Genomic DNA, 26,981 nt, shown 5'->3' with positions numbered 1-26,981 from the left:
TTATCTGTTGGTCGATAGGAAATCACTGGTTCGCCAAAGGAAGCCAGAAATTCCGCTGCTTATGCCCATTCGGCAGGCTCTCGGTTTTTGCGGTGTTATAACGATAGGCAATATTTGAATTTCCCCTCGCCTCTGCAACTTCCTAGGATGCGCCCTCATTGGCCGGGTGTTCCGGCTGCCGGGATGAGGAGCCCCCACCATGTCGCTGTCCACCTTTGCCCGTCACGGGCTGTTCGCATCGTTGCTGGCCACTGCCACCCTGGCCACCAGTGGCCTGGCCCAGGCCGATGCCACCCTGGACAAGATCCAGCAGCGGCACAAGCTGGCCGTGGGCGTGGTGCTTTCCGGTGGCCCGTTCGGTGCCATCGACCCGGCCACCCGCGAGCCGATCGGTTTCAGCGTCGACCTGGCTCGTGACCTGGCGCGCCAGCTGGGCGTGGCGGTCGACCTGGTTGCCGTGCAGCCAGCCAACCGTGTGCAGTTCCTGCAGCAGGGCAAGGTCGACCTGCTGATCGCCAACATGGAATGGACCCCCGAGCGTGACAAGCTGCTGGGCCACGTGCCCACGCCGTTCTACCGTGTCGGCGGCACCGCAGCATTGGCCAAGGACAGCCCGATCAAGACCTGGGCCGACCTCAAGGGCCAGCCGGTATGCACCAGCCAGGGCAGCAGCTACACCCAGGCGCTGGTGGCGCTGGGGGCCGAGCTCAAGGCGTTCAAGACTTCGGCCGAATCGCTGCTGGCCCTGCGTGGCAACAACTGCGTGGCCGCGGTGCACGATGCCACGCTGATCAACCCGCTGCTGGCCAAGGGCGGCGAGTGGAGCGCTTACCGCGCCCTGGCCCCCGAGCTCAACCCGGCGCCATCGGTGATCTGGACGCGCCTGGGCGAGACCGACACCCAGCAGCGCCTCGACCCGCTCGTCAGGCAATGGCACCGCAGTGGCTGGCTGATCGAGCGTGAGCAGGCCAACCACATCACCCCGGCCTCGCCTGCGCTAGTGGAACTGCGCGCCAAGCTGCAGGGCGAAGGCGCCTGATGAGCGAGGTTCTGCACTGGCTGGTCGGGCAACTTGCCCGGGTAGGCCTGAACTACAGCTTCCTGTTCGACGGCTACGCCAGCAGCAAGCTGCTGGAAGGTGTGCTGACCACGCTCTGGCTGTGCCTGTTCAGCATCGCCGGCAGCCTGCTGGTCGGCGTGCTGCTGGCGGCGGCGCTCACCACCGGGCGCCGCTGGCTGGCCTGGCCGGCGCGGGCCTTCATCGAGGTCACGCGCAACACGCCGACACTGGTGCAGCTGTACTGCGCGTTCCTGGTGTTGAACATGCTGATTAGCCAGAGCCTGGGCAATGCCAACCCGATGACACCCTTTGCCTGGGTGGTGCTGGTAATTGCCCTGCACAAGGGCGCCTTCCATGCCGAGGCCTTGCGCGCCGGCATCGAGGCGGTACCGGCGGTGACCCTGGAGGCGGCCAGCTCGTTGGCCTTCAGCCGGCGCCAGCAACTGCTGCAGGTGCAATTGCCGCTGGCGGTGCGCTTCGCCCTGCCGGCACTGGTCAACAACCTGATCGACCTGGTGAAGATGACCGCCGTGGCCTCGGCGATTGCCGTCAACGACATTACCTACGCCTCGATCATGATCTGGACCCAGGGTGACAACGTCATCGAGCTGATGATCCTGATCCTGGCTTTCTTCGGCCTGCTCAGCTTCGCCGTCAACTGTGCCGGTCGCGTCCTGGAAGCGCGCCTGAGGATGCCTGGCTATGGCCATTGAGAACCTCGCCGCGCTGTGGCATTGGTCACCGACCCTGGGTGCAGGCCTGTTGCAGAATATCCAGATCAGCGTCGGCGCCATCGCCCTGGGCACACTGCTGGGCTTGTTGCTGGGCATCCTGTTGCTGTCGCCGCTGGCACCGTTGCGGGGTATCGCGCGCCTGTGGGTGCAGGTGTTTCGCAACGCCCCGTGGCTGGTGCTGATCTACTTCACCTCCTATGTGTTCCCCTTCGACATCCAGGTTGCCGGCACCTGGGTGGCCTTTCCCGACTGGCTGAAGGTCACCATCGGCCTGGCACTGCCGGCCAGTGCCAACGTCGCCGAAATTTTTCGTGGCGCAGTCGCCTCGATCCCGGTCACCCAGTGGGAGGCGGCGCGCTCGCTGGCCTTCAGCCGCGCGCAGATCTTCCGGTCGATCATCCTGCCGCAGTGCCTGCGGCGCATGCTGCCACCGTGGATGAACCTGTATGCGGTGGTGACCATGGGCACCGCCCTGGCTTCGCTGGTGGGCGTGCACGACCTGATCGACAGCGCGCAGATTGCCGCCAATACCGTCAACCGCAGCGGCTTCACCGTCCTGGTGTACTTCAGCGTGCTGGCACTGTTCTTTGCCTACTGTTACCCGATTGCCCGCCTGACCCAACGCCTGGAGCGTCGCCATGCCTTCTGAACCCCTGATCCAGTTGCGCGACGTGCACCTGGCCTTTGCCGACAACCCGGTGCTGCGCGGTATCGACCTGGAGGTGCAGGCCGGCCAGGCGGTGTCGATCATCGGCCCGTCGGGTTCGGGCAAGTCGACCATCCTGCGCTGCATGACCGGCCTGTTGCGGCCGCAGCAGGGCAGCATCCGTATTGGCGATACCCAGGTCGAGCGCTTGCGGGGAGAGGCCGATCTGATTGCCCTGCGCAAGCAGGTGGGCTTCGTTTTCCAGCAGTACAACCTGTTTCCGCACCTGAGCGTGCTGGACAACCTGCTGATTGCCCCGACCAAGGTGCTCGGTCGCCAGCGTGGCGAAGCCCGCGACCAGGCCCTGGCGTTGCTCGACAAGGTGCGCCTGGGCCACAAGGCCGCGGCGTTTCCGGGCGAGCTGTCGGGTGGGCAACAGCAGCGCGTGGCCATCGCCCGCGCCCTGGCGATGCGGCCCAGGTTGATCCTGTTCGACGAAGTGACCTCGGCACTGGACCCGGAGATGGTCGGCGAAGTGCTGGCGGTGATCCGCCAGCTGACCGAGGAGGGCATGACCTGTGTGCTGGTTACCCATGAAATGCGCTTTGCCGAAGAGATCAGCGACCAGGTGTATTTCACCGAGCATGGCCGCATCGTCGAGCACGGCAGCGCCGCACAGCTGTTCCGTGCCCCGCGGCACGAGCGTACCCGCGCCTTCCTGCAGCATGCGCTGGGCGAGGGCGGGCAACGTCCGAGCCGCCCGGCGCCCGATGTATTCAGCAACCTGGGGCGCTACAGCCTCAGCGTTTGATTTCCGCTAGCGAACAAGAGAGACCGAGCATGTCCCGTGATTCCGTGATTCAGCCGTTCCTGGCGCAAGTGCGCGCCATCCATGCGCGGGGCGTCGACCGCGCCGCGCTGCAGCAGATCGTCGTTTTGCTCGAAGGCCTGGCCGAGTACCGCGAGCTGTTCAACTTCGAGCGTTTTCCGGCGCCGGATGCCGCGAGCGGCGAGACCCAGTTCCGCTATCGCCTGAACGACGACGGCGAGTCGCCGACCTTGTACGTCAACTCGCTGCTGCCGGGCAAGGCGACCTTGCCGCACAACCACGAGACCTGGGCGATCATCGTTGCCGTCGAGGGGCAGGAGCTGAACCGGGTGTACCGCCGCGAGGATGACGGCAGCGACCCGGCCCGCGCCCGCCTGGCGCTGGAGCGCGAGATCGTGGTGCAGCCGGGCACCTCGGTGGCCTTCCTGGGCGAGGACCTGCATGGCATTCGCGTCGAAGGCGACAAGCCGACCTTGCACTTCCACCTTTATGGTCGGCCGCTGGAGTCGCTGGAAAACCGCTATGGGGTCAAGGACGACGGCAGCGTGGTGAACTACAACACGTCGCAGATGGCGCCTTCGATCGAGGCTTATGGCCTTTGATGTGTATGGCCTGAGCCGGCCCTTTCGCGGGCACGCCCGCTCCCACAGGTATTACACCGCCTGTAGGCAATGTGCAGTCCCCTGTGGGAGCGGGCGTGCCCGCGAAGAGGCCGGAACGGGTACAGGCTGTTTCCAATCCAATCGACAACGGACCGCGTCCCATGATCCCCAGCATCACCCCCGCGCACCTGCATGACTGGCTGTTCGACGGCCAGGAGATCGCCCTGTTCGACTTGCGCGAACACGGCCAGTACGGCGAAGCTCACCTGTTCTACGCCGTCAACCTGCCGTACAGCCGGCTGGAAATCGAGGCCCCGCGCCTGGCGCCCAACCCGGCGGTGCGGCTGGTGGTCTACGACGCTGCCGGCGGCGAGCTGGCGCAGCGCGGTGCCCGGTGCCTGCAGGCCCTGGGTTACACGGCGGTACACTGGCTCGAAGGCGGCAGCCTGGGTTGGCAAACCGCAGGCTTCGAGTTGTTTGCCGGCGTGCACTTGCCATCCAAGGCCTTTGGCGAGCTGGTCGAGCATGCCTGCCACACCCCCCGCATCAGCGCCCTGCAACTGGCCGAATGGCAGCGTCAGGGCAAGCCGCTGGTGCTGCTCGACGGCCGGCCGCTGGACGAGTTCGCCAAGATGAACATCCCCGGCGCCACCTGTTGCCCCAACGGTGAACTGGGCTACCGCCTGGAAGACCTGGTGCCTGACCCGCACACACCGATAGTGATCAATTGCGCAGGCCGCACCCGCAGCATCATTGGTGCGCAAACCCTGATCAACCTCGGCATCGACAACCCGGTCTATGCCCTGGAAAACGGCACCCAGGGCTGGTACCTGGTGGACTTGCCACTGGAGCACGGCGGGCAGCGCGGCTATCCGCCCCACAGTGGGCGGGCGCTGGCACAGCAACGGGCGCGGGCCGTGGCCTTGGCGCGCACGGCAGGGGTGCAGTGGGTGACGGCGGAGCAGGCGCTGGAATGGCAGCGGGACGCACGGCGCACGCTGTTCCTGTGCGATGTGCGCACCCCCGAGGAGTTTGCCGGCGGGAGTCTGGCCGGTGCGCAACACTGCCCGGGCGGGCAACTGGTGCAGGGCACTGACCTGTACATCGGCGTGCGCAAGGCGCGCGTGGTGCTGTTCGACGACGACGGTGTGCGCGCGCCGGTAGTGGCCAGCTGGCTGCGGCAAATGGGGCATGAGGCCTATGTGCTCGAAGGTGGCCTGGGCAGTGGCCTGGTACTACCGGCCATGCCCGGGCTGGCAGTGAACCTGGCCGAGGCCAGCGCCGAGGAACTCGATGGCGCCTTGTTGCTGGACCTGCGCCCGAGCACGGCCTACCGCAGGCGCCATTTGCGCGGCGCACAATGGGCGATCCGCCCGCACCTGGCCGAGCAGGTGCGCACGCAGCCGCGGCGCCTGGTATTCATTGCCGATGACCCTCGTGTCGCCGAGCTGGCGGCCAGCGAACTGCCCGCGGCCCAACGCCAGGCGGCGCGCCTGTTCCCTCGGGCGCTGCAGGCCGAGTGGCCACAGGTCGAGGATGATGCTTCGCTGGCGGACACTGCCTGCATCGATTTCCTCTTCTTCGTCCACGACCGCCACGCTGGCAACAAGGAGGCCGCACGCCGCTACCTGGCCTGGGAAACCGGGCTGATCGCGCAGATGAGCGCCGCCGAGGTCGCCAGCTTTGCGCCATTGACCCACGCCGACCCGATCGCCACACGGCTGGTGCATGCCGGTCGTGGTGAGCCGGGCCAGGGAGCGCATGGCGTCAACCCGCCGGTCAGCCGCCTGAGCACGGTGCTGTTCGACAGCGTCGCCGACCAGCGCGAGGCGCGCAGCCGTCGCGACCAGCAAAGGGTGCTCAGCTACGGCGCCCGTGGCAACCCCACGGCCTTTGCCCTGGAGGACCTGGTCAGCGAACTGGAAGGTGGCCACCGCACCAAGCTGTTCGCCACCGGATTGCAGGCCATCGCCCAGACGTTTCTGGCTTACCTGCGCCCCGGCGACCATGTGCTGCTCAGCGATGGCGTGTATGGGCCGGTACGGCGGCTGGCGCGCGAGCTGCTGCAGCCGTTTGGCGTGCAGGTCAGCTATTTTGCCGCTGACGGGCAGGGCCTGGAGGCCGCGCTGCGTCCGAACACACGCATGGTCTATAGCGAAAGCCCGAGTTCGTTGCTGTACGAACTCAACGACCTGCCGGCCATCGCCGCGCTGTGCAAGCCGCGCGGGATCCTGCTGGCGGTGGACAACACCTGGAGTTCGGGCTACCTGCACCAGCCGCTGGCGCTTGGCGCGGACATTTCAGTGATGGCCCTGACCAAATACCTGGGCGGGCACAGCGACGTGATGCTAGGCAGCGTCTGCACCACCCGCGAGGCCTTCGCCGCGTTGTCGCGCAGCAGCGATACCTGCGGTTGCACGGTCAGCCCGGACGATGCCTGGCTGGTGCTGCGCGGTGCGCGCAGCCTGGCCAGCCGAATGGCGGTGCACGAGCGCCAGGGCCTGGAAATCGCCCGCTGGCTGCAGGCACGTGAGGACGTGGCACGGGTCTATCACCCCGGGTTGCCGGAGCACCCGGGCCACGCCCTGTGGCGCCGCGACTTCAAGGGCAGCAATGGCCTGCTCAGCATCGAGCTGGCCGACAGTAGCCTGGGCCGGGCGGAAGCCTTCATCGATCGCCTGCGCCTGTTCGGCATCGGCGCGTCCTGGGGTGGCTACGAGAGCCTGGCGACCTTGGCCGAGCTGGGGGAGCGAAACTTCGCCACACCGGTGCGTGGAGCGCTGGTGCGCCTGCACGTGGGCCTGGAGGCGGTCAGTTCGCTGCTGCGCGACCTGGACCAGGCGCTACGCTGATTGGATGCGGTCGAGGCGAGAACAACGGGCTTGGTCACTTTCAAGGTGAGCACGGTCCCTGTGGGAGCGGGCTTGCCCGCGAACGCCGGCGCAGCCGGTGCCATGCACCGCGTTGGATTCTTCGCGGGCTTGCCCGCTCCCACAGGGATCGCGCCTTCCGGGGCTTTGTGTCATGCGCGCCTGAGCGCTTCCACCAATTGTGCCTTGGTCATGGTGGAACGCCCTTTGATGTCTTTGCTGCGCGCTTCTTTCATCAGGCTTTGCTTGCTCTGGGTTTCCAGCGAGCTGTCCGATGTGCGGGAATGACCCTGGCGTGACTTCGCTGCACGTTTGGCGGAGTCAGAGCGGGCAGTTTTCTTTTCGCTGGAAGATGTGGTTTGCCCCGAGCCTCCTTTTTTCTCACCACCCCCGGACTGCTTGTTGACGGTGGCCCAGGCGCGCGCTTCGGCCTGGTCTTTTGGCACGCCTTTGTGCTCGTAGCTTTCCTCTATATGTTCAGCCTTGCGCTTCTGCTTGTCGGTGTATTTGTCCTTGTCGCCGCGTGGCATGGCATTCACTCCCGTCTGGTGTGCATGAGCGGTTGAATGCCGGGGCAACGCCAGAGTGCCCGTCAATCGACGAGTGGTGCCCAAGCCAGTTGCCTGCTGGAAAACGTCATTCAACCGACACATCGAGGCCTTACAGTTGAGCCAGCTCTTGGTGCTGCCATGATGGCGCACCAGGAAGGCTCTACCGTGGGGCCTGCAATTCATTGGTCACAAAGCTGTAACATTGCTGCTGCAAAGTGTGCCGGCCATCACACGGAGCGCTTTTCGATGATACGCCTGATGAAGTCTGCTGCACTCGCCGTTGCCGTTTCTCTTTGCGCCACTTCGGCATCCTTTGCCGCAGAGAACGTCCGCCTGACCGGTTCCGGTGCCAGTTTCCCTGCACCCATCTACCTGACCTGGTTCAAGGCCTTCAGCAAGGAAACCGACGGTGTCACCGTTGACTACCAGTCCAAGGGCAGTGGGGCGGGTGTTCAGGACTTTCTGAATAAAACCGTCGACTTCGCCGCCAGCGACTCGGCAATGAAAGCTGAAGAAATCGCCAAGGTCGGCGAGGGCGTCCAGTTGCTGCCAATGACCGCTGGCGAGATCGTCCTGGCCTACAACCTGCCAGGCAACCCGAAAGGGCTGAAGCTGCCACGCGATGTGTACTCCAACATCTTCCTCGGCAAGATCACCCAGTGGAACGACCCGCAAATCGTCGCGGCCAACCCTGAGCTGAAACTGCCAGCCACGCCGATCACCGTGGTCGTGCGTGCCGATTCCAGCGGTACCACTGCGGTATTCACCAAGCACCTGTCGGCCATCAACGCCGACTTCCAGCAAGCGCTGGGTGAAGGCAACACCGTCAACTGGCCGGCCAGCGACAAGTTCATCAAGTCGCCGAAGAACGACGGCGTAACCGCCACCGTCCGCCAGACGCCAGGCGCCATCGGCTACATCGAATACGGCTTCGCCAAGCTGGCCAAGGTCGACTTCGCCCAGCTGCAGAACAAGGCCGGCCAATACGTCGTGCCGAACGCCGAGAGCGGTGCCGAGGCACTGGCAGCGGTGAACATGCCGGAAAACCTGGTGGCCTGGCTGCCTGACCCGGACGGTGCCAAGTCGTACCCGATCACTTCCTACACCTGGATGATCTTCCGCAAGGACAACGGTAACCCGGCCAAGGCCAAGGCCATGCGCGACATGGTCGAGTACAGCCTGACCGAAGGCCAGAAGATCGCCGACTCGATGGGCTACATCCCGCTGCCACCGTCGGTTGTCGATCAGGTGCGCAAAGCGTCCGCCAACATCCAGTAACACGCCCAGGCGCTCCCGGTATGGCCTTGGCCATGCCGGGTGTGTTTGCCCTCTGTCCCGGAACTTGCCAATGAACACACCTTTTTGCCATCCCGGCCAATCCCGACTCCGCGTGCCAGCCACCGTCCGCGAAAGACTTCCTGGTCGATCGCACCTTCCGTACGCTTGCACGTATCGGTGTGGTGCTGGTGCTGGCGCTGGTCTTCGCGCTGGTCTACGAAGTGGGCCGCAAGGCACTGCCTGGTATCGAGAAGCATGGCTTTGACGTGCTGTTCGGCAGTGTCTGGGACGTCAACCAAGGCAAGTACGGTATTCTGCCAGCGATCTGGGGCACGCTTTACAGCGCCCTGATCGCCCTGTTGATAGCCGGTTTCTTCGGCATCAGCATGGCCATTTTCCTGACCCAGGACTTTCTCCCGGCCAGGCTGGCGTCGGTGTTTCGCACCATCGTCGAGCTGCTCGCTGCCATCCCCAGCGTCGTTTACGGCCTGTGGGGGATCTATGTGGTCATCCCGGCCATTCGCCCGCTGACCACCTGGCTGAACAGCGAGCTGGGCTGGATTCCCTTTTTCGGCACTTCGCTGAGCGGGCCCGGGCTGCTGCCTGCCGCGCTGGTGCTGGCGATCATGATTCTGCCGACCATCGCTGCCGTTTCGCAGGATGCCTTGACCAGCGTGCCGATGAAGACCAAGCAGGCCGCCTACGGCCTGGGCGCCACCCACTGGGAAGCCATCCTCAAGGTAATGGTGCCATCGGCAGCCACCGGCATCTTCGGTTCGCTGGTGCTCGGCCTGGGCCGTGCGCTGGGTGAAACCATGGCGCTGGCCATGCTGGTGGGCAATGCCAACACCATTTCCCTGTCCTTGTTCGCTCCGGCCAACACGCTGGCGGCCTTGCTGGCCCTGAACTTCCCGGAGGCCGGCCCGAACGAGGTCGAGGTGCTGATGTATGCCGCACTGGTACTGATGTTCATCACCCTGTTGGTGAACGTGCTCGGTTCGATGATCATGCTCTACGCCCAGCGGGGTAACAAATAATGACCAACCTCAGCACCCCTGCAAACGCTTTGCCCAGCCTGCAGCGCAAGCTGGAAGGCCGTTCGTTGCGCAGCCTGGTATTGACCACGCTGGCCTGGTTCGCGGCATTGGTGGCCAGCGTGCCGCTGATTTCCGTGCTGTACATGCTGATCACCCGTGGCGGTGCGCGGCTCAACCTGGAGGTGTTCACTGAGCTGCCACCCACCGGTTTCGAGATGGGCGGGGGCTTCGGCAACGCCATGGCCGGCACCTTCGTCATGGTTGGCATTGCCGCGGCCATCGCTGTGCCGGTCGGTATCCTGGCCGCGGTGTTCCTGGCCGAACTCGGGCCGGACAGCAAGCTGGCCAACGCCGCGCGCTTCGCCGCCAAGATGCTCACCGGCCTGCCGTCGATCCTGGCCGGCGTATTTGCCTACGCCCTGGTGGTGATGACTACCGGCACCTACTCCGCACCGGCAGGTGGTGTGGCCTTGGCGGTACTGATGCTGCCCATCGTCGTGCTGACCGCTGAAGAGTCGATGAAGATGGTGCCCAAGATCATGAAGGATGCCGCCTACGGCATGGGCTGCACCCGTGCCCAGGTGATCTGGAAAATCGTCCTGCCCACCGGCCTGCCGGCCATCCTGACCGGCGTGATGCTGGCCGTGGCCCGTGCCGCCGGCGAGACCGCGCCGCTGCTGTTCACCGCGCTGTTCAGCAACTACTGGATCCTGCATGACGGCGACCTCGCGGTCATGAACCCGACGGCCTCGCTTGCCGTACTGATCTACAACTTCTCCGGCATGCCGTTCGACAACCAGCTCGAGCTCGCCTGGGCGGCCTCGCTGGTATTGGTGATGATCGTGCTGGTAATCAACATTCTGAGCCGAGTATTCGGCAAGCCCAAGTATTGAGAAAGGGAGCATCCGACCTTGAACGTTTCCACTGCGCCAAAAGCCGCTCCCATGGTCAGCGAAGCCCCCATTGTCATGGACTGCAAGCTGGACAAGATCTTCTACGGCAATTTCATGGCCGTTCGCGACAGCCATGTGCCGATCAGGAAAAACGAGATCACCGGTTTCATCGGGCCGTCCGGCTGCGGCAAGAGTACCGTGCTGCGTAGCCTGAACCGCATGAACGACCTGGTGAAGGGCTTCCGCTTCGAAGGCCATGTGCACTTCCTGGGCCAGGATGTCTATGGCAAGGGCGTCGACCCTGTGGTGGTACGCCGCTACATCGGCATGGTGTTCCAGCAGCCCAACCCGTTCTCGATGAGCATCTTCGACAATGTCGCCTTCGGCCTGCGCCTGAACCGCTACAAGGGCGACATCGGCGACCGCGTCAAGCACGCCCTGCAGGGCGCCGCGCTGTGGGACGAAGTGAAGGACAAGCTCAAGGTCAGCGGCCTGGCCCTGTCCGGTGGCCAGCAGCAGCGCCTGTGCATTGCCCGCGCCATTGCTACCGAACCGGAAGTGCTGCTGCTGGACGAACCCTGCTCGGCGCTCGACCCGATTGCCACCCGCCGGGTAGAAGAGCTGATGGTCGAGTTGAAGAAGGACTACACCATCGCCCTGGTGACCCACAACATGCAGCAGGCTATTCGTGTGGCCGACACCACCGCGTTCTTCTCGGTCGACATCTCCAAGGGCACCCGTACCGGTTACCTGGTCGAGATGGGCCCGACCACGCAGATTTTCCAGAACCCGCGTGAGCAGCTGACCGCCGACTACATCAGCGGCAAATTCAGCTGAGGACTCATGCGCCAAGGTGGTCGGGTGTTGCAGCCAGGAAGGCAGCAACACCCGGCCGCATTACCTTCCGTCAAGTGTTACCAGGGATTTCCAATGCGAGCGACGTGTCGTCTTGATCTGCCAGCGGTAGAGCGCGCACTGCGTGAGGTGCAGGCCCGCTTTGCCGAACTCAGCCAGCACTTCACCGAACCGCGGGATCCGTTTACCGACGAGGTGCTGCTGAATGTGGTTGAAGGCTATGCCCTGATTGACGACTATGTCGCCCGGGGTGTCGACCTTTTCGACCTTCAGCAACTGAACCTTATGCTGGAGATCAATGCCACCGTGCTGTGCGGCAACGACCCGGCGCGCAGGCTGGAGTTTGCCCCGCACCTGGCGGCGACCGAGGCGCACTTTTTCAATAATGTGGAGGGCGGCATCAAGGACCTCTACAACTGGTACTGCTCGTATGGCAGCGACTCGATCTGGAAGCGCGCGGCAGGTGTCTACGTTCGCATTCTCAGCAAGCCGCAGCTGTTCATCGAAGGCAACAACCGCACGGGGTCGCTCATTGTCAGCTACTTGCTGATGCGCGCGGGGCTACCGCCCTTCGTGCTGTCGCTGGACAACGCCGAGGGTTACTTCAACCCGTCCTCGGTCATACGCAACTCCGCCAAGCATGGTGTCAAGGCCTTGTACGAACTACCCAAGATCAAGAAAAAGTACGCAGCCTTCCTTGAAGCGAAGGCGCCCGAGCCCGGCAAGTTCTTCCTGGGCTGCACATCGGTGCCGGCGCGCGAGAGGTGCCGCTGATGCCGACGCCTTCACTGCTCCAGCGCGGGCGGCAAGCCATCGAGCGCACGTTCAATCGCCCGCAGGTACGCATTTCGTTCGATATCGACGACACGCTTGCCTGCCAGGCCGACCACGCCGCAGCCGAGGACAGCAAGCTGCCGGCGTTCGTCCACCGCTGGTTGGGTGAACCCCTGCGCAGTGGCACGCGCTCGCTGATCCGCGACCTGCGCCGCCAGGGTTGCAGCATCTGGATCTACACCTCGTCGGGGCGCACGCCGTCCTACATCCGCCGTTGGCTGATGCTCTACGGTATCCGTGTCGATGGCGTGGTCAACAGTGACCGGCACCAGCATATCCTGGCCGTGAACGGGCTTGAGAATGCGCCCTCCAAGTTGCCGTCGGCCTTCGATATCGACTTGCATGTCGATGATTCCGAAGGCGTGCGGCTGGAAGGCGTCGACCACGGTTTTCGCGTGGTGGTGGTGTGCCCCAAGGATGAGAACTGGGCACAGAAGGTGATGGATGCCGCGACTGATGTCCAGGCACAGCTGGCCTGGCAGCAACCGCACCGCTACGAGATGCCGGTACGGCAGCGTTCGCAAGCCCTCGCATCCTGAGGGCTTCAAGGCCCTTTTCCCGTTACGCCTCTTCGCTACTCGTTACCCCCCACATCCCCATGCGCGGCTTCCCATTTTCGGGTTTGGCTTGACTCGTGAAATTTTTCATGTAATTTTTCATGAAAAATAACTCTAAAAATTTCACGGCAGTTTCAAACGATGAAGATGCACGAAGAGGTTGAAGCCCTCGCGATCCTTATTCACGACCTGCGCAAATTCAAGAACCTGACCCTGGGCGAACTGGCCGAGCGCATCAACCGCTCGGTCGGCTTTCTGTCCCAGGTTGAACGCGGAGTTTCTCGCCCCACCGTGGCAGACCTCACTGCCATCAGTGAAGCGCTCGGCGTATCAACCGCGTATTTCTACAACCTGAGCAAACCGCGCAGCATCAGCTGGGTCACGCGCCCCCACGAGCGACGCACGCTGTACCTCGAGTCGGGCATCACCGATGTGCTGGCTTCGCCCACCATCGGCGGCGCGTTCTCCATGCTCGACAGCCACCTCGAGCCAGGCGCCAGCAGTGGCGAGCTGTACCTGACCGACCGCTCCGAGCAGGGCTGCTTCGTGCTCGAAGGCGAACTCACGGTATGGCTGGACCATGGCGACGCCGTGACCCTGCAGGCCAACGACTGCTTCCAGCTGCACCCCCACGCGCAGTTCCGTTACGCCAACCTGACGGAGAAAACCACCCGCGTGCTCTGGGTTTTCAATTGAATTCGTTCACCTCACAAGGACAAGAAGATGAGTGTCGTCTTTCCGGATCTGCTGACTGAAGTGCGCTCGTTCCGGGCGCAGCACCCAGAAATACGTTATGTCGACCTGATTGCGCTGGATATCCCCGGGCACTTCTACGGCAAGCGCTACCCCATGGACATGCTGGAAAAAGTCGCAGCTGGCACGCCGCTGAAATTGCCGCAGAACTGCGTACTGCTGGGCACCCAGGGTGGCCTCTACCCAATCGGTGACTACTGTTTTGCCGACGGCGACCCGGATGCTGCCCGCCGCCTGGTGCCAGGGACGCTCAAACCCGTGCGCTGGGAGAAAGAGCTGATCGCGCAGATGCTCATCACCTCCGACGGCACCGCCAAGCCCATCGAGTTCGAGCCCCGCGAGGTGCTGGCCCGCGTGATCCAGCGCCTGGCCAGGCGCGGCATTCGCCCGGTGGTGGCCTTCGAACTGGAGTTCTACCTGTTCGACCGCAAGCTCGATAACGGCCTGCCACAGTACCCACGCGACAAGGCGACCGATGACCAGGACGACCAGCCGAACATGCACATCGAGCGGCTGTCGCGGTTCGCACCGGTGCTGCACGAGATGGTCGATGGTGCCAACGAGCAGGGCGTGCCGGCGAACGTCATCACCGCTGAGCTGGGCCCGGGCCAGTTCGAGATCAACTTCTCGCACAGCGACGATGCCCTGAGCGCAGCGGACTGGTCGGCGCTGTTCTGCCGCAGTACCCGTGGCATCGCGATGAAGCATGGCTACCGTGCCAGTTTCATGAGCAAGCCGTACCTCGACGCACCGGGCAGCGGCATGCATGTGCACGTCAGCCTGTACGACAACGCTGGCAACAACATCCTCGCCGGCGATGACCAGCGCAAGCTGCGCCATGCGGTGGCAGGGTGCCTGGAACTGCTGCCCCACTGCATGCCGATCTTCGCCCCCAACCACAATGCCTACCGCCGTTACGGCGCCATGGTCAACGCGGCGAGCAAGGCCAGTTGGGGCTTCGAAGACCGCGATGCGTGTATTCGCATCCCCGAGTCCGACCCGCGCAACCTGCGCATCGAACACCGCCTTGCCGGTGCCGACGCCAACCCCTACCTGGTGCTGGCGGCCATCCTGACCGGGATGGAGCATGGCCTGGATCGTGGCATCGAGCCCATCGCCCCGCTGAACGACAACCGCCAGAGCGGCATCGACTTCCGCCAAAGATGCCCTCAGCGCCCTGGCCGCCATGCGCCACCACCCAGTGGTCAACGAAGGCCTGGGCAGTGAGTTCGTCATGGTTTATTGCGAGAACAAATACCAGGAGCAACTGGACTTCATGCGCCACATCGATGCCCGCGAGTACCGCTGGTTCCTGTAGCTGCTGCTGCCCGAACAGCCGCCTTTCCAACGTTTCAATACCACGCGCAATACCGATTTGCCGGAGGAAGATATGCCACGTGTGCCCGTTATTGGCATTACCGCATGCACCAGCATGATTGAGCAGCATGCCACCCAGACCATCGCCGAGAAGTACGCACGCGCGGCGGCCAAGGCAGCGTGTGGCTTACCCATCGTGATACCCAGCCTTGGCGAGCTGATGGACAGCGCCGACATTCTCGACGTGGTGGACGGGCTGATCTTCACCGGTTCGCCGTCCAATATCGAGCCGTTCCACTACAACGGCCAGGCCAGCGCCGAGGGCACCCGGCACGACCCGCTGCGTGATGCCACCACGTTGCCGCTGATGCGCGCGGCCATCGCTGCCGGTGTACCGGTGCTGGGCATTTGCCGTGGCTTCCAGGAAATGAACGTGGCGCTAGGCGGCACCTTGCACCAGAAGGTCCACGAGGCCGGCGTGTTCATGGACCACCGCGAAGGCAAAGGCGAGCCCATCGAAAAGCAGTATGGCCCGCGCCACACCATGCATGTAGAGCCAGGGGGGCTGCTTGATCGCATGGGCTTGCCGGCGATTTTCGACGTCAATTCCATCCACGGCCAAGGCATCGATGTTCTGGCCCCCGGGCTGAGGGTGGAAGCGCTGGCACCCGACGGCCTGGTGGAGGCGATTTCGGTCGAGAACGGCAAAGGCTTTGCCCTGGCCGTGCAATGGCACCCCGAGTTCCAGGTCATGGATAACCCCCATTACCTGACCATCTTCCAGTCCTTTGGCAAGGCTTGCCGGCATCGCTCGGTACTGCGCCAGATGCTGTTGAAGTCCGCCTGACAGCGATCTTTCCCAATTACAAAAAAGTACCCGCGTAGCACAGCTGCGCAATTTGATGGAGTGAAGTCAATGAGTGAGCAGCATTCGCAGACCCTTGCCTGGCAAGCGATGAGCCGCGACCACCACCTGGCGCCGTTCAGCGATGTGAAACAACTGGCCGAGAAAGGCCCGCGTATCATCACCTCGGCCAAGGGCGTGTACCTCTGGGACAGCGAAGGCCACAAGATTCTCGATGGCATGGCCGGCCTGTGGTGCGTGGCGGTGGGCTATGGCCGCGATGAGCTGGCCGATGTCGCCAGCCGCCAGATGAGGCAGCTGCCGTACTACAACCTGTTCTTCCAGACCGCGCACCCACCCGCGCTGGAACTGGCCAAGGCCATCGCTGATGTGGCCCCGCAAGGCATGGACCATGTGTTCTTCACCGGTTCCGGGTCCGAAGGCAACGACACCGTGCTGCGCATGGTCCGCCATTACTGGGCGCTCAAGGGCCAGAAGAACAAGAGGGTCATCATCGGCCGCGTCAACGGCTACCACGGCTCCACCGTGGCCGGCGCGGGCCTGGGCGGCATGAGCGGCATGCACCAGCAGGGCGGGCTGATCCCGGATATCGTGCATATCCCGCAGCCGTACTGGTATGGCGAAGGCGGCAACATGACCGAGGCTGACTTCGGCGTGTGGGCGGCCGAACAGCTGGAGAAGAAGATCCTCGAAGTTGGCGTGGACAACGTCGCTGCTTTTATCGCCGAACCGATCCAGGGCGCCGGCGGGGTGATCATTCCGCCGCAGACCTACTGGCCGAAGGTGAAGGAGATCCTGGCCAGGTACGACATCCTGTTCGTTGCCGACGAAGTGATCTGCGGTTTCGGCCGTACAGGCGAGTGGTTCGGTAGCGACTACTACGACCTCAAGCCCGACCTGATGACCATCGCCAAGGGCCTGACCTCCGGCTATATCCCCATGGGCGGCGTGATCGTGCGTGACGAAGTGGCCAAAGTCATCAGCGAAGGCGGCGACTTCAACCACGGTTTCACCTATTCCGGCCACCCGGTTGCGGCGGCGGTGGGCCTGGAGAACCTGCGGATACTGCGTGACGAACATATCATCGAGCAGGTGCACGGCAAGACCGCTCCTTACCTGCAACAACGCCTGCGCGAGCTGGCCGACCACCCGCTGGTAGGCGAGGTACGCGGCCTGGGCATGCTCGGCGCGATCGAGCTGGTGAAGGACAAGGCCACCCGCGCCCGCTACGAGGGCAAAGGTGTCGGCATGATCTGTCGCCAGCACTGCTTCGACAACGGCCTGATCATGCGCGCCGTGGGCGACACCATGATCATCGCGCCGCCGCTGGTGATCAGCATCGAGGAGATCGACGAACTGGTGGAAAAAGCCCGCAAGTGCCTGGACCTGACGTACGAGGCTGTCCGGTAAGGGGGGCTGCTGTGCAGCCCATCGCCGGCAAGCCAGCTCCCACCTGGACCGCATCGACTTCAAAGTGCTGCGCAGTACCTGTGGGAGCTGGCTTGCCGGCGATGGGCCGCAAGGCGGCCCCGGATTACACTGCCGGTTCCCGCAATTCCTTGAAGCATCTTGCTTTGTGAAATGAATCATGTACTTTTCAGGGCATCAATTTTCCCATCCGAAAGTCGCGATTCAACCATGAAAGTGCACGAAGAGATCGAAGGCCTGGCCGTACTGATTCGCGACCTGCGCAAGTTCAAGGGCCTGACACTGGGCGAACTGGCCCAGCGCATCGGCCGTTCGGTGGGCTTTCTGTCCCAGGTAGAACGGGGCGTGTCGCGGCCAACCGTGGCCGACCTCACGGCCATCAGCGAAGAGCTTGGTGTCTCCACTGCCTATTTCTACAAGCTGGACAAGCCCCGCGAGCTCGACTGGGTTACCCGCCCGCACGAGCGTCGTACGCTGCACCTGGCCGGCGGCATCACCGATGTGCTGGCGTCCCCGACGATAACGGGTGCGTTCTCCATGCTCGACAGCCACCTGGAGCCGGGCGCCAGCAGTGGCGAGGAGTACCTGGACGACAGCTCGGAGCAGGGCTGCTTCGTGCTCGAAGGCGAGCTGACCGTCTGGCTGGATGGCGGCGAGCCGGTAACGCTGCGCGCCAGTGACAGTTTTCAGCTGCAACCTCACGCCAGTTTTCGTTACGCCAACCTCACCGACAAGCCCACCCGTGTGCTCTGGGTGTTCAGCTGACGCGTAGCTGTACCACTCGCCAAGATGATTGTCGCTGATCGACCCGGTCTGCGCCGACAGTGCCACATAGGTGATCGGCCACTTTCACCCGTTCCGCCGCCATGTCGCGCCAGGGTCGGCAGGTAAAAATTGTACAACTCGGTTAAAAGCTGTACATAATTGCCTATGTTGTACAATTTTCTGGGTGCTCGAGGTCAATATGGCGCGCACTGCTCGTTGGGCCTGGCTTTGCCTGCTACTGACAGCCCTGTCCGAGGCGGCGGACTGGCGAGCGGAGCTCCCGGCGGCACAACGGCTGGGCTCCGGTGAGTTCACCTGGTTCGGCCTGCGCCTTTACACCGCACAGCTATGGGCAGCAGGCCCGGTTCAGGACTGGAACCGGCCTTTTGCCCTTGAGCTCGCCTATCACCGAAGGTTGTCCAGAGACATGCTGGTACAGGCCAGCCTTGAGGAGATGTACCGCCTGGATGCTGATAGCGTGACACCGCAGCGGCGCGCGGCGTGGTCCCAGGCAATGCAGCAGGCGTTCGTGGATGTACGCCCTGGGATGCGCATTACCGGCTTGTACATGCCGGGGCAGGGTTGCCGCTTCTACGTCGATGGCAAACTCAGCCGGGCGATCGCCGACCCGGTCTTTGCCCGGGCGTTCTTCGCCATCTGGCTCGATCCGCGGGCCAGGGATCAACAACTGCGTCAGCGTCTGCTGGAGGGCGTGCCATGAATCTGCGTAGCGGTAACGCTGACCAGCCAGGAGTAGCCTGAACGATGCGCCTGGGCCTGGTATTGGGTGACCAGCTGTCGTTCGACCTGGCAAGCCTGAAAGCCCTCGATCCTGCCCGCGATGCTTTGCTGATGGCGGAGGTGGAAGGGGAGGCCCGCTACGTACCGCATCATCCGCTGAAGATCGTTCTGATCTTCAGTGCCATGCGGCACTTCGCCCAGGCGCTGCGTGAGCGCGGTTGGCAAGTGTACTATGTGCAACTCGACGATGACGGCAACAGCGGTACCATCGTGGGCGAGTTGCGGCGCTGGCAGAAAGCCCTGGGAGCCACGCACATTCACCTGACCGAGTGCGGTGAGTGGCGCCTGGAGCAGGCGTTGCGCAATGCTGCGCTGCCGCTTGTGTGGCATCGCGACACGCGCTTTCTTTGCTCTCGCGAAGCCTTCGCGCGCTGGGCCCGGGAGCGTGGGCAACTGCGCATGGAGCACTTCTACCGTGGCATGCGCAGGCGTACCGGCCTGCTGCTGGAGCCTGACGGTAGCCCGGCAGGTGGAACCTGGAATCTCGATGGCGACAATCGCAAGGCCTTGCCTCGCCAGCTACGTGGCCCCTTCGCCGCGCATTTCGAGCAGGACGAGATCACGGCAGCGGTCATAGCCCTGGTACGTCAACGCTTCAGCGACCACTACGGAGCCATCGACGGTTTCGACTACCCTGTGACCCATGCCGAGGCACTGCAGCTCTGGCAACACTTTCTGGAGTTCGGCCTGGCGGCTTTCGGTGATTACCAGGACGCGATGGCCGAGGGCGAGCCATACCTGTTCCATGCGCGCATCAGCGCGGCGCTGAACATCGGGCTTCTGGACGTCCGTTGCCTGTGCGATGAGGTCGACAAGGCCTGGCGTGAGGGGCGGGTGCCTGTCAATGCAGCCGAGGGTTTTATTCGCCAGCTGATCGGCTGGCGCGAATATGTACATGGCATCTATTGGCTGCGCATGCCGGAGTATGCCGCGCTCAATTACCTGGGCAACGAGCGAGCGTTGCCGGAATTCTACTGGACCGGGCGCACCCGCATGCGCTGCATGGAACAGGCCATCGGCCAGACCCTTCGCCTGGGCTACGCTCACCATATCCAGCGGCTTATGGTCACCGGCAACTTCGCCTTGCTGGCCGGTATTGCCCCAGCCGCGATCTGTGAATGGTACCTGGCGGTCTACATGGATGCCTTCGACTGGGTCGAGCTGCCCAACACGCTGGGTATGGTGATGTACGCCGATGGCGGCTACCTCGGTTCCAAACCTTACTGCGCCAGTGGTCGTTACATCCAGCGCATGTCCGACCATTGCAAGGCGTGCAGTTACAGGGTTGGCCAGGCGACCGGGGAGGATGCCTGCCCGTTCAATGCCTTGTACTGGCATTTTCTGATTCGCCATCGCCCCCTGCTTTCGGCTAACCCGCGTCTGGCGCTGGTCTATCGAAGCCTCGATGGCATGTCGGCCGAGCGCCGCGATGCCATCTGGCAGCGTGGGCAGGCACTACTGGCACGACTCGATGCAGCGCAGCCGATATGAAAAAGGGTCTTTTGCCCAGCAAGGTCTGTGTGGTGTGCGGACTGCCGTACAACTGGCGCAAGCGCTGGGCGCGTTGCTGGGCGCAGGTGCGCTACTGCTCTGAACGATGCCGCAAGTCAGCACCGCGCCGCGAGGCGCACGAGCAGGGGCAGGGTAACGGCCCATATCGGCATCAGTAGCAGGCCGGTTTGCAGTGGGCCCATGGGCAGGTCGACATCTGCCAGCCTCGCTCCGCCTACATAGGCCAGCGGGCCGCCAATTGCACCCAGCAGCGCACCCCACCGCCAGTGCCTGCCCGCCCATGCCAGGCTGTGACGCATGCCGCTGGCCAGCACCAGCCACAGCAGCGCGAGCCACAGCGGCAGTGGCCAGGTGTCGAAGCCGAACACGCCCAGCGCGCCCAGCACGCTATCCAGTACCCACCCGACCGGCGTTACGCGCAACAGCGCCATTAGCTCTGCGTGGAGATCCGGGCACAGGCTCAGGTGTATGGCCAGGCCGGCAATCACCAGCACCGCGAGCAGCGGGGTTCCGGCGCCAAGTACGCAGAGCCACCAGCCAGCCTGTAACCACAGGGCATTGGCGACCAGCTGGCGACGGCTCATCAGGCACTGCCAGGCAAGGGCGCACGCCGTGCCTGCGGCGCTGCCCAGAGCAGATGCGCGACACCGATGGTGCGCTCCTCGAAACCGCCTTTGCAGTAACACAGGTAGAACTCCCACAGGCGCTGGAACATCTCGTCATAGCCCAGCTCAGTCAATGCCGTGCGTGCCTGGCGCAGGTTTTCTCGCCAATGCTGCAGGGTGCGGGCATAGTCCTGGCCGAAATCTTCCATGTGCAGGAGGTTGAGGGCGGTGTGCCGGCTGGCAGTTTCCAGCAACACGCTCAACGAAGGCAGGGCGCCGCCGGGGAAGATGTAGCGCTGGATGAAATCGACCGACCGCCGCGCCTGCGCATAGCGCTGGTCGCGGATCGTGATTGCCTGCAACAGCATCAGGCCGTCGGGCTTGAGTAAAGAGGCACACTGGCGGAAATACACCGGCAGGTAACGATGGCCGACGGCTTCGATCATCTCGATCGAGACCAGTTTGTCGAAGCTGCCCTGAAGATCGCGGTAGTCTTCGCGAAGCACTTTTACGCGCTGCTCCAGCCCCAAGGCCTGAACGCGCTGCAGGGTGTGACTGTACTGCGCTTCGGAGAGCGTCGTTGTGGTGACCCTGCAGCCATATCGGGTGGCGGCATGGATCGCCAGGCTGCCCCAACCGCAACCGATCTCCAGCAGGTGGTCGTCAGGGCTTAGTTCCAGCTTCTGGCAGATACGCTCCAGCTTGTGCAACTGGGCTTGCTCAAGCGTCTGCCCAGGGTGTTCGAATTGAGCTGCCGAATACATCATGGTGGGGTCTAGCAGCCGCTCGAACAGGGCATTGCCCAGATCGTAGTGCGCCAGAATATTGCGGCGGGCACCGCGCCTGCTGTTGCGGTTGAGTTTGTGCTGCAACCGCAGGGCCGGGCGGCCGAAGCGGGCCAGGCCGCCCTCGAGTGCGTCAAGTACCTCGAGGTTTGCGACGAACAGGCGAGTCACCAGCGCCAGATCGGGGCTTCGCCAATAGCCGTGGATGTAGGCTTCGCCAGCACCGATCGAGCCATTGCCGGCTATCAGGCTCCAGGTGATGTCATCAAGGATCTCCACTTCGGCCTGCAATGGGCTGTCGGCGTCACCGAAGCTCCATTGCTGCCCATGGCTGAGCAGGCGCAGGTGGCCATGGCGCAGCCTGCCCAGCCGGGTGAGCACGGCGTTTCGTGCCAGGCCACCGAACAATGGCCCGAGGCCGGCGAACTTGCTAACGCTCAGGGTGGGGTTCGACATCATCAGGGTCCTCGCAGCAATGGCCGAGCGCCAGGTCACTCTGGCTGGGCGTGTGGTCATGGATGGGCGTGCGTTTGAACAACAGGCGCAGTGCCTGCCAGTAGATGGCCAGGACGGTGCGCAGGCTCATCCATGGGAAGGCCAGTACGTATCGGTGCACGGCGGCTTTATCCAGCGGCTGGCGCTGCAGGGCCAGGTCGGCCTCGAACACCTTGCGATCCGCTTGCCAGTTCTCCATGTGGATGCGTACATGTTCAGCGTCCAGGGTGAAGCGCAAGCGATAGTCCATGTGCAGTGGCATGAATGGCGACACATGGAAGGCCTTGGCGACGGTGAAGGGCCTGGCAAGGTTTTCTTGCACCGGCAGCACGTAATGAAAGCGCTCGTGCCATGGCGTGTTTCGCACCTCCAGCAGGATCGCTGTCAGCCGCCCGTCGCGCTCATGGCAGAAATAGAAGCTCACCGGGTTGAACGACAGCCCCCAGCAACGCAATTGCGTGAGCAGGTGCACCGGCCCTGCGGGCATGTCTCCCGTTGCCTTCTGCACCAGCAAGCGTGCAGCCTGGGCCAGCGTCTCGCCCTGGCGGGTCCAGGCTGGCAGGTAATCCGCCTGGCGCCAGCTCAGCGGCGCCAGGCGCCAGCGCCACAGCCAGCGTGACAGGCCTGTCAGCCAGGCTTGCTCGTCCAGGTCCAGGTAGAACATGCCGATCCTGTAGCGGAACGCGTGGGGCCGCGGCCTCAGGCGCCGGTGGCTGACCCATCCCGTGCAAAGGCTGCTGTTCACAGGTGCTCTCCGAAATGCGCGGCCACCTTCAGCGCACTGACCACGCCATCTTCGTGAAAGCCGTTGCCCCAGTAGGCGCCGCAGAAGTAACTGTTGAGATGACCCTGCAGCTGCGCCTGGCGTGCCTGCGCGGCGCACGCCGCAAGGCTGTATTGCGGATGGTCGTACCGGATGCGGGCGATGACCTGTGCCGGATCCACCAGTGCAGTCTGGTTCAGGCTCACGCAGAAAGTCACCGGCGCCTGGATACCTTGCAGAATGTTCATGTTGTAGGTCAGCGCGGCAGGGGCCTGCGGTGGCCCGCCGAGACGGTAGTTCCAGCTGGCCCACGCACGTTTGCGGCGGGGTAGCAGACGGGTATCGGTGTGCAGTACCACATCACTGCTGGCATAGCCGATGGCGCCGAGCACTTCCCGTTCCTGCACGCTTGGCGCTTCCAGCAGCGCCAGGGCCTGGTCGCTATGGCAGGCGAACACCACATTGTCGAAACGCTCGGTACCGGCAGCGCTCATCAGGGTGACGCCACCTTCGTCGCGGCGGACCCGGTAAACCTTGCAGTTGAGGCGAATGCGCCCGGCAAACGGCCGGCACAGCGGACCGACATAGCTGCGCGAGCCCCCTTCGACCACACGCCACTGTGGGCGTTGGTTGACCGACAACAAGCCGTGGTTGCGACAGAACCGCACAAAGAACGCGAGCGGGAAGCCGAGCATGTCCGCGCGGGACATCGACCAGATCGCCGACCCCATCGGTACGATGTAATGATCGATGAAGCGCTGCCCATACCGCTGCGCCTGGAGGTAGGCGCCGAGGGTAGCGTTGGTATCGATACGCTGGGTTATCCAGGTCGGCGAGCGCCTGACGATTGAAGCGCAGAATATCCCGTAGCATCCCCCAGAAGCCCGGTGACAGCAGGTTGCGGCGCTGGGCAAACAGGGTGTTCAGGTCGTGCCCGTTGTATTCCAGGCCGGTGAGCGGATCATGCACCGAGAAACTCATTTCGGTCGGCCGTGAGGCCACCTTCAAGTGCTCGAGCAAGCGGATGAAGTGCGGATAGGTCCAGTCATTGAAGACAATGAAGCCGGTATCTATCGCATGGCGTTCACCTTGCCAGATCACGTCGAGGGTATGCGTGTGGCCCCCGATCCATTGCCCGGCTTCGAAAACCGTAACCTCATGCCTGCGTGACAGCAGGTGAGCGCAGGACAGCCCTGAGATGCCGCTGCCGATGATTGCTATACGCATGGATCATCTTCCTGTTCATGACGGGCGAGGCGTTGCCCAAGCGCCAGGCGCAGGCGTGCGGGCAGTGCGCCAAGCAGGCGCAACACCAGGGTGAAGAACCAGGGGAAGTTGATTTCCAGCGGGCGCTCGGGAAGGCGTCTGGCAATATGGCTGGCTGCGCGCTGCGCCGACCATAGCTGCGGCATGGGAAAATCGTTGCGACGGGTCAATGGCGTGTCCACAAAGCCTGGGCTGACGAGGGTGACGGCGATGCCTTCGCGGGCCAGGTCGATGCGCTGCGATTCCACCAGATAGCGCACGGCTGCCTTGGACGCGCCATAGGCGCCGGCGCGGGGCAAGGCCAGCCAGGTCACCGAACTGCCCATCACCACCAGGTGAGGGTGCTGACCGGCGCGAAGCAGGGGCAAGGCCGCCGCCAGGCAGTAGCTGACAGCAAGGAAATTGGTACGCAGCACGCGCTCGACCAGGGCAGGGTCGAAACGGCCCGGTTCCAGGTATTCGCAGGTGCCTGCATTGAGGATCACCTGGTCCAGCGCCCCCCAGGCCTGCTCGATACGGGTTGCCATCCCGGCTACCTGTACAGGGTCGTCAAGGTCGCCAGTGGCCAGCAGCACCTGCCCGGGGAAGCGTTCAGCCAATGGCGCGAGTCGATCCGCATGGCGTGCGCCCAAGGCAACCTGGTGGCCTTGCTCCAGCAGGCAACGCGCAAGTGCGGCACCGATACCGCTGCTTGCGCCAGTCAGCCAGCAGCGGCTCATGCCATTCGGCCTTTGAGCCATCGAATCGCACCGCCCATCACCGGAACATGTTCGTACAGCAAGGCCGCAGCGTCGAAATAGTCCTGGTGAAAATGCACCCGGTCATGCCATTGCAGGTAACTGCATCCCTGCAAGCTGATCTGCTGACCACGGGACAGGCGTGGATGGCGGAACTGCAGGGTCCAACGCAGGTAACCTTGACCAGGCGTCACCTCGTCGATGCTGGAGAAGTGATAGCGAATATCGTGAGCGTTGGCGTACTGCTGCGCCAGGTATGCCTGCAGAGCCCGAAGCCCTTGGATCTGATGCAATGGATCCCGAAAGGTCACATCGTCGCTGTACAGCTTTTCAAGGGTGTCGAGGTTGCCCCCGTCGAGTCTGGTGAAGTGCTCGGCGAATTGCTGCAGATACGCTGACATGCTGGGCTCCAGGGAATCCTGTACAAAAATGGCTTGCTGTACAGGTATAGCTGAAGTCTAAGCGTAAATCTATACAAGTCAACGATCTTGTACAGGTTTTGCTCAGCGGTCCGCCTGGCCCAGTTGCCGACGCAATTCAGCTACCTCGGCCTCTAGCTCGCGCAGCTTTTCCTCGGCGAAAACCTGCGCTGTGACGTCGCGCTGGATGCCTATGTAGTACGTCAACTGATCCGCCTCGTTGTGCACGGGCGTGATGGATAATTCGTTCCAGAACAGGCTCCCGTCCTTGCGGTAATTGCGAAGTACCTGGCAGCACGGGAGGCCTCCACGGATTGCCTCGCGGATGTTGGCGAGGGCCGCCTGGTCATGATCTTCACCCTGAAGAAAACGGCAGTCCTGATACAGGATTTCGTCTGGCGCGATAGCCGGTCAGGCGTTCGAAGGCGGGGTTGACGTAGATAAGGATGCTGTCGTCGCCTTCTTGCTCTGCGACGACGATGCCATCGTTGGAATGCTCGACCATCAGTTGCAGGAGTTTCGCGTTGATCATGGGGCCCACCTACAGGCATTTCGTATACGAAGTGCGCAGCCTGGCCTGCGTGCAGAAGGCCTCGGCGCCGTTTGTTGCATGATGAACCAAGGAGGCTCGCCGCAGAAGGTGCATATGGGTTTAGAATGTGCCACCCCCCAGATAAACCCCCATCATGACTGACGCCACCCCAGCCGATTTGCTACCCATGCGCGATGTGGTCAGCCTGACCGGCATCAATCCGGTGACCTTGCGGGCCTGGGAGCGGCGCCATGGGCTGATAAGCCCGCAGCGCACCGAGGGCGGCCATCGCCTGTACACGGCCCGGGATGTCCAGCGCATACGCGACATCTTGCACTGGACCGGCAATGGCGTGCCCATCAGCAAGGTAGGCGACATTCTCGCCGGTCAGCCAGATGTGCCGGTGCGCCAGCGCTCGGGCTTCGACGACTGGCGCGCCGCCGTGGAGCGCGCAACCAGGGCATTCGATACACAAGCGCTGGAAGCCATCCATGGGCAGTTGTTCACCATCCTGCCGAAGGCCACCGTGCTGTGTGAGGTGCTGATGCCGGTCTGGCATGGCCTGGCTTCAGGCCTTGAGCCAGGGCAGCGTAGTCAATGGCTGTTCCTTGACATGTTCTTGCGCGCCCGCCTGCTGCTGCGCCTGCAGATGAACCAGGCCGATGCGCCGCACGTGCTGCTGGTGGGCACCGAGGGGCAAGCCGAACTGCAGGTATTGTGCGCCGGGCTGTTGTTGAGCAACGAGCAGCAACGCGTCGAAGTACTCGGGTGCGGGCAGCCGCTGGAAGAAATCCCCATGCTGTGTGCGGCCATGCAGCCAGCAGCACTGGTGATCAAGGTCCAGGTGCCGGTGGACGCTGCCTTGGCCAGGCGCCTGCGATCGCTGCAAATGCAGATCGCTTGCCCGCTGGCCTTGATTGGCGGGGGGCTGGCCGATTCGCCAACAGCCTGGCAAGGCCTGCCGTTGTGTCTGCTGGACGAGCAACGCGCTGACGCCGCAAGCACGCTCAATGCGTTGCTCAAGGGTGCCCTGGACCTCTGACCGGGGCCTGCGGTATTGATCCCTACCTGCTCCTGTGGGTTAGGCCAGAAGTCTTGCCTCTGGACGTAACCCGGTCCTGGGTCTGAATCATCGCGCCCTGCGCGCCGGCCCAAAGCGCCTGCCAAGCCCTTCCAAGGCAGTGTTTCTGGC

General features: G+C 63.5%; 24 protein-coding genes and 4 pseudogenes. 20 read left to right on the top strand and 8 right to left on the bottom strand.

Annotated elements, in window-relative coordinates; translation table 11 throughout:
* Window positions 1–199: 199 nt before the first annotated feature.
* From QIY50_00425 to metC, 6 genes are all read left to right on the top strand, one after another.
* Window positions 200–1,039, top strand: a complete 840-nt coding sequence (locus QIY50_00425; GenBank protein ID WGV20819.1) for a transporter substrate-binding domain-containing protein — start codon at window positions 200–202, stop codon at window positions 1,037–1,039.
* A complete protein-coding gene (locus tag QIY50_00420) occupies window positions 1,039–1,773 on the top strand; it encodes an amino acid ABC transporter permease (GenBank protein WGV20818.1) in 735 nt (244 codons plus the stop codon). Before QIY50_00425 ends, QIY50_00420 begins: the two co-directional genes overlap by 1 nt.
* A complete protein-coding gene (locus QIY50_00415) occupies window positions 1,763–2,443 on the top strand; it encodes an amino acid ABC transporter permease (GenBank protein ID WGV20817.1) in 681 nt (226 codons plus the stop codon). Before QIY50_00420 ends, QIY50_00415 begins: the two co-directional genes overlap by 11 nt.
* Window positions 2,433–3,251 carry an amino acid ABC transporter ATP-binding protein gene (locus tag QIY50_00410; protein ID WGV20816.1) on the top strand — a complete coding sequence of 273 codons (819 nt, stop codon included), beginning with the start codon at window positions 2,433–2,435 and terminating at the stop codon, window positions 3,249–3,251. Before QIY50_00415 ends, QIY50_00410 begins: the two co-directional genes overlap by 11 nt.
* A gap of 29 nt (window positions 3,252–3,280) precedes the next feature.
* Window positions 3,281–3,871 carry a cysteine dioxygenase family protein gene (locus QIY50_00405; GenBank protein ID WGV20815.1) on the top strand — a complete coding sequence of 197 codons (591 nt, stop codon included), beginning with the start codon at window positions 3,281–3,283 and terminating at the stop codon, window positions 3,869–3,871.
* A gap of 161 nt (window positions 3,872–4,032) precedes the next feature.
* Window positions 4,033–6,723, top strand: coding sequence for a cystathionine beta-lyase (gene metC / locus QIY50_00400; GenBank protein WGV20814.1), 2,691 nt, complete (start codon window positions 4,033–4,035; stop codon window positions 6,721–6,723).
* 170 nt (window positions 6,724–6,893) lie between these two features.
* Here the strand turns inward: metC and QIY50_00395 are convergent, their stop codons facing one another.
* The gene (locus tag QIY50_00395) at window positions 6,894–7,271 is read right to left on the bottom strand and encodes a termination factor Rho (protein WGV20813.1); all 378 of its coding nucleotides are present in this window, start codon (window positions 7,269–7,271) and stop codon (window positions 6,894–6,896) included.
* A gap of 267 nt (window positions 7,272–7,538) precedes the next feature.
* Between QIY50_00395 and pstS the strand changes: the two genes are divergently transcribed.
* The 13 genes and pseudogenes from pstS (at window position 7,539) to QIY50_00330 (ending at window position 20,166) form a co-directional block, all read left to right on the top strand.
* Window positions 7,539–8,570 (top strand): phosphate ABC transporter substrate-binding protein PstS, encoded by a 1,032-nt coding sequence (pstS, locus tag QIY50_00390; protein ID WGV20812.1) that lies wholly within the window; start codon window positions 7,539–7,541, stop codon window positions 8,568–8,570.
* Between the two features lie 70 nt (window positions 8,571–8,640).
* Window positions 8,641–9,607, top strand: a pseudogene (gene pstC, locus QIY50_00385) (phosphate ABC transporter permease subunit PstC).
* The gene (pstA, locus tag QIY50_00380) at window positions 9,607–10,500 is read left to right on the top strand and encodes a phosphate ABC transporter permease PstA (protein WGV20811.1); all 894 of its coding nucleotides are present in this window, start codon (window positions 9,607–9,609) and stop codon (window positions 10,498–10,500) included. The pseudogene pstC and the gene pstA overlap by 1 nt, the downstream one beginning before the upstream one ends.
* Before the next feature lie 75 nt (window positions 10,501–10,575).
* Window positions 10,576–11,337, top strand: coding sequence for a phosphate ABC transporter ATP-binding protein PstB (pstB, locus tag QIY50_00375; GenBank protein WGV23126.1), 762 nt, complete (start codon window positions 10,576–10,578; stop codon window positions 11,335–11,337).
* 93 nt (window positions 11,338–11,430) lie between these two features.
* Complete coding sequence (locus tag QIY50_00370) at window positions 11,431–12,129, top strand: hypothetical protein (protein WGV20810.1); 699 nt, start codon at window positions 11,431–11,433, stop codon at window positions 12,127–12,129.
* Window positions 12,129–12,728 carry a hypothetical protein gene (locus tag QIY50_00365; protein WGV20809.1) on the top strand — a complete coding sequence of 200 codons (600 nt, stop codon included), beginning with the start codon at window positions 12,129–12,131 and terminating at the stop codon, window positions 12,726–12,728. The genes QIY50_00370 and QIY50_00365 overlap by 1 nt, the downstream gene beginning before the upstream one ends.
* Before the next feature lie 159 nt (window positions 12,729–12,887).
* Entirely contained in the window at window positions 12,888–13,442 is a 555-nt protein-coding gene (locus tag QIY50_00360) for an XRE family transcriptional regulator (GenBank protein ID WGV20808.1), read from the top strand.
* Between the two features lie 27 nt (window positions 13,443–13,469).
* Window positions 13,470–14,817: pseudogene (locus QIY50_00355) on the top strand (glutamine synthetase family protein).
* A gap of 72 nt (window positions 14,818–14,889) precedes the next feature.
* Window positions 14,890–15,663, top strand: coding sequence for a gamma-glutamyl-gamma-aminobutyrate hydrolase family protein (locus QIY50_00350; GenBank protein ID WGV20807.1), 774 nt, complete (start codon window positions 14,890–14,892; stop codon window positions 15,661–15,663).
* A gap of 69 nt (window positions 15,664–15,732) precedes the next feature.
* On the top strand, window positions 15,733–17,091 hold the full coding sequence (locus tag QIY50_00345) for an aspartate aminotransferase family protein (protein WGV20806.1): 1,359 nt from the start codon (window positions 15,733–15,735) through the stop codon (window positions 17,089–17,091).
* A 228-nt stretch (window positions 17,092–17,319) separates the two neighbouring features.
* Window positions 17,320–17,874 carry an XRE family transcriptional regulator gene (locus QIY50_00340; protein WGV20805.1) on the top strand — a complete coding sequence of 185 codons (555 nt, stop codon included), beginning with the start codon at window positions 17,320–17,322 and terminating at the stop codon, window positions 17,872–17,874.
* 199 nt (window positions 17,875–18,073) lie between these two features.
* Window positions 18,074–18,595 (top strand): chalcone isomerase family protein, encoded by a 522-nt coding sequence (locus QIY50_00335; protein WGV20804.1) that lies wholly within the window; start codon window positions 18,074–18,076, stop codon window positions 18,593–18,595.
* A 44-nt stretch (window positions 18,596–18,639) separates the two neighbouring features.
* Window positions 18,640–20,166, top strand: coding sequence for a cryptochrome/photolyase family protein (locus tag QIY50_00330; protein WGV20803.1), 1,527 nt, complete (start codon window positions 18,640–18,642; stop codon window positions 20,164–20,166).
* Window positions 20,167–20,282: 116 nt separating this feature from the next.
* Here QIY50_00330 and QIY50_00325 read toward each other — a convergent pair whose 3' ends face one another.
* The 7 genes and pseudogenes from QIY50_00325 to QIY50_00295 form a co-directional block, all read right to left on the bottom strand.
* Window positions 20,283–20,771 carry a DUF2878 domain-containing protein gene (locus tag QIY50_00325; protein ID WGV20802.1) on the bottom strand — a complete coding sequence of 163 codons (489 nt, stop codon included), beginning with the start codon at window positions 20,769–20,771 and terminating at the stop codon, window positions 20,283–20,285.
* Window positions 20,771–22,033 (bottom strand): cyclopropane-fatty-acyl-phospholipid synthase family protein, encoded by a 1,263-nt coding sequence (locus QIY50_00320; protein ID WGV20801.1) that lies wholly within the window; start codon window positions 22,031–22,033, stop codon window positions 20,771–20,773. Before QIY50_00320 ends, QIY50_00325 begins: the two co-directional genes overlap by 1 nt.
* Window positions 22,008–22,817: a DUF1365 domain-containing protein gene (locus tag QIY50_00315; protein WGV20800.1), complete on the bottom strand. Its 810-nt coding sequence runs from the start codon at window positions 22,815–22,817 to the stop codon at window positions 22,008–22,010. Before QIY50_00315 ends, QIY50_00320 begins: the two co-directional genes overlap by 26 nt.
* Window positions 22,814–24,062 (bottom strand): annotated as a pseudogene (locus QIY50_00310) (FAD-dependent oxidoreductase). Before QIY50_00310 ends, QIY50_00315 begins: the two are co-directional and overlap by 4 nt.
* On the bottom strand, window positions 24,053–24,820 hold the full coding sequence (locus QIY50_00305) for an SDR family NAD(P)-dependent oxidoreductase (GenBank protein ID WGV20799.1): 768 nt from the start codon (window positions 24,818–24,820) through the stop codon (window positions 24,053–24,055). Before QIY50_00305 ends, QIY50_00310 begins: the two are co-directional and overlap by 10 nt.
* Window positions 24,817–25,239, bottom strand: a complete 423-nt coding sequence (locus tag QIY50_00300) for a nuclear transport factor 2 family protein (GenBank protein ID WGV20798.1) — start codon at window positions 25,237–25,239, stop codon at window positions 24,817–24,819. Before QIY50_00300 ends, QIY50_00305 begins: the two co-directional genes overlap by 4 nt.
* Before the next feature lie 102 nt (window positions 25,240–25,341).
* A pseudogene (locus tag QIY50_00295) lies at window positions 25,342–25,789 on the bottom strand (PAS domain S-box protein).
* 154 nt (window positions 25,790–25,943) lie between these two features.
* On the opposite strand from QIY50_00295, the gene QIY50_00290 reads away from it, so the two are divergent.
* Complete coding sequence (locus QIY50_00290; protein WGV20797.1) at window positions 25,944–26,831, top strand: MerR family transcriptional regulator; 888 nt, start codon at window positions 25,944–25,946, stop codon at window positions 26,829–26,831.
* The last annotated feature ends 150 nt before the right edge of the window (window positions 26,832–26,981 follow it).

The organism is Pseudomonas putida (assembly GCA_029953615.1).
GTDB lineage: Bacteria > Pseudomonadota > Gammaproteobacteria > Pseudomonadales > Pseudomonadaceae > Aquipseudomonas.
Note: the sequence above shows the minus strand (reverse complement) of the source record. Positions and strands in the feature narration are given on the sequence as shown.

Bases quoted from the DNA above. Each gene is read 5' to 3' on its own strand.
- QIY50_00330 (WGV20803.1), top strand. From the start codon at position 18,640: ATGCGCCTGGGCCTGGTATTGGGTGACCAGCTGTCGTTCGACCTGGCA.
- QIY50_00420 (WGV20818.1), top strand. From the start codon at position 1,039: ATGAGCGAGGTTCTGCACTGGCTGGTCGGGCAACTTGCCCGGGTAGGC.
- pstB (WGV23126.1), top strand. From the start codon at position 10,576: ATGGACTGCAAGCTGGACAAGATCTTCTACGGCAATTTCATGGCCGTT.
- QIY50_00350 (WGV20807.1), top strand. From the start codon at position 14,890: ATGCCACGTGTGCCCGTTATTGGCATTACCGCATGCACCAGCATGATT.
- QIY50_00345 (WGV20806.1), top strand. From the start codon at position 15,733: ATGAGTGAGCAGCATTCGCAGACCCTTGCCTGGCAAGCGATGAGCCGC.
- QIY50_00425 (WGV20819.1), top strand. From the start codon at position 200: ATGTCGCTGTCCACCTTTGCCCGTCACGGGCTGTTCGCATCGTTGCTG.
- QIY50_00290 (WGV20797.1), top strand. From the start codon at position 25,944: ATGACTGACGCCACCCCAGCCGATTTGCTACCCATGCGCGATGTGGTC.
- QIY50_00395 (WGV20813.1), bottom strand. From the start codon at position 7,271: ATGCCACGCGGCGACAAGGACAAATACACCGACAAGCAGAAGCGCAAG.
- QIY50_00335 (WGV20804.1), top strand. From the start codon at position 18,074: ATGGCGCGCACTGCTCGTTGGGCCTGGCTTTGCCTGCTACTGACAGCC.
- metC (WGV20814.1), top strand. From the start codon at position 4,033: ATGATCCCCAGCATCACCCCCGCGCACCTGCATGACTGGCTGTTCGAC.
- QIY50_00370 (WGV20810.1), top strand. From the start codon at position 11,431: ATGCGAGCGACGTGTCGTCTTGATCTGCCAGCGGTAGAGCGCGCACTG.
- QIY50_00325 (WGV20802.1), bottom strand. From the start codon at position 20,771: ATGAGCCGTCGCCAGCTGGTCGCCAATGCCCTGTGGTTACAGGCTGGC.
- QIY50_00340 (WGV20805.1), top strand. From the start codon at position 17,320: ATGAAAGTGCACGAAGAGATCGAAGGCCTGGCCGTACTGATTCGCGAC.
- QIY50_00410 (WGV20816.1), top strand. From the start codon at position 2,433: ATGCCTTCTGAACCCCTGATCCAGTTGCGCGACGTGCACCTGGCCTTT.
- QIY50_00320 (WGV20801.1), bottom strand. From the start codon at position 22,033: ATGTCGAACCCCACCCTGAGCGTTAGCAAGTTCGCCGGCCTCGGGCCA.
- QIY50_00415 (WGV20817.1), top strand. From the start codon at position 1,763: ATGGCCATTGAGAACCTCGCCGCGCTGTGGCATTGGTCACCGACCCTG.
- QIY50_00300 (WGV20798.1), bottom strand. From the start codon at position 25,239: ATGTCAGCGTATCTGCAGCAATTCGCCGAGCACTTCACCAGACTCGAC.
- QIY50_00305 (WGV20799.1), bottom strand. From the start codon at position 24,820: ATGAGCCGCTGCTGGCTGACTGGCGCAAGCAGCGGTATCGGTGCCGCA.
- QIY50_00365 (WGV20809.1), top strand. From the start codon at position 12,129: ATGCCGACGCCTTCACTGCTCCAGCGCGGGCGGCAAGCCATCGAGCGC.
- QIY50_00360 (WGV20808.1), top strand. From the start codon at position 12,888: ATGAAGATGCACGAAGAGGTTGAAGCCCTCGCGATCCTTATTCACGAC.
- pstA (WGV20811.1), top strand. From the start codon at position 9,607: ATGACCAACCTCAGCACCCCTGCAAACGCTTTGCCCAGCCTGCAGCGC.
- QIY50_00405 (WGV20815.1), top strand. From the start codon at position 3,281: ATGTCCCGTGATTCCGTGATTCAGCCGTTCCTGGCGCAAGTGCGCGCC.
- pstS (WGV20812.1), top strand. From the start codon at position 7,539: ATGATACGCCTGATGAAGTCTGCTGCACTCGCCGTTGCCGTTTCTCTT.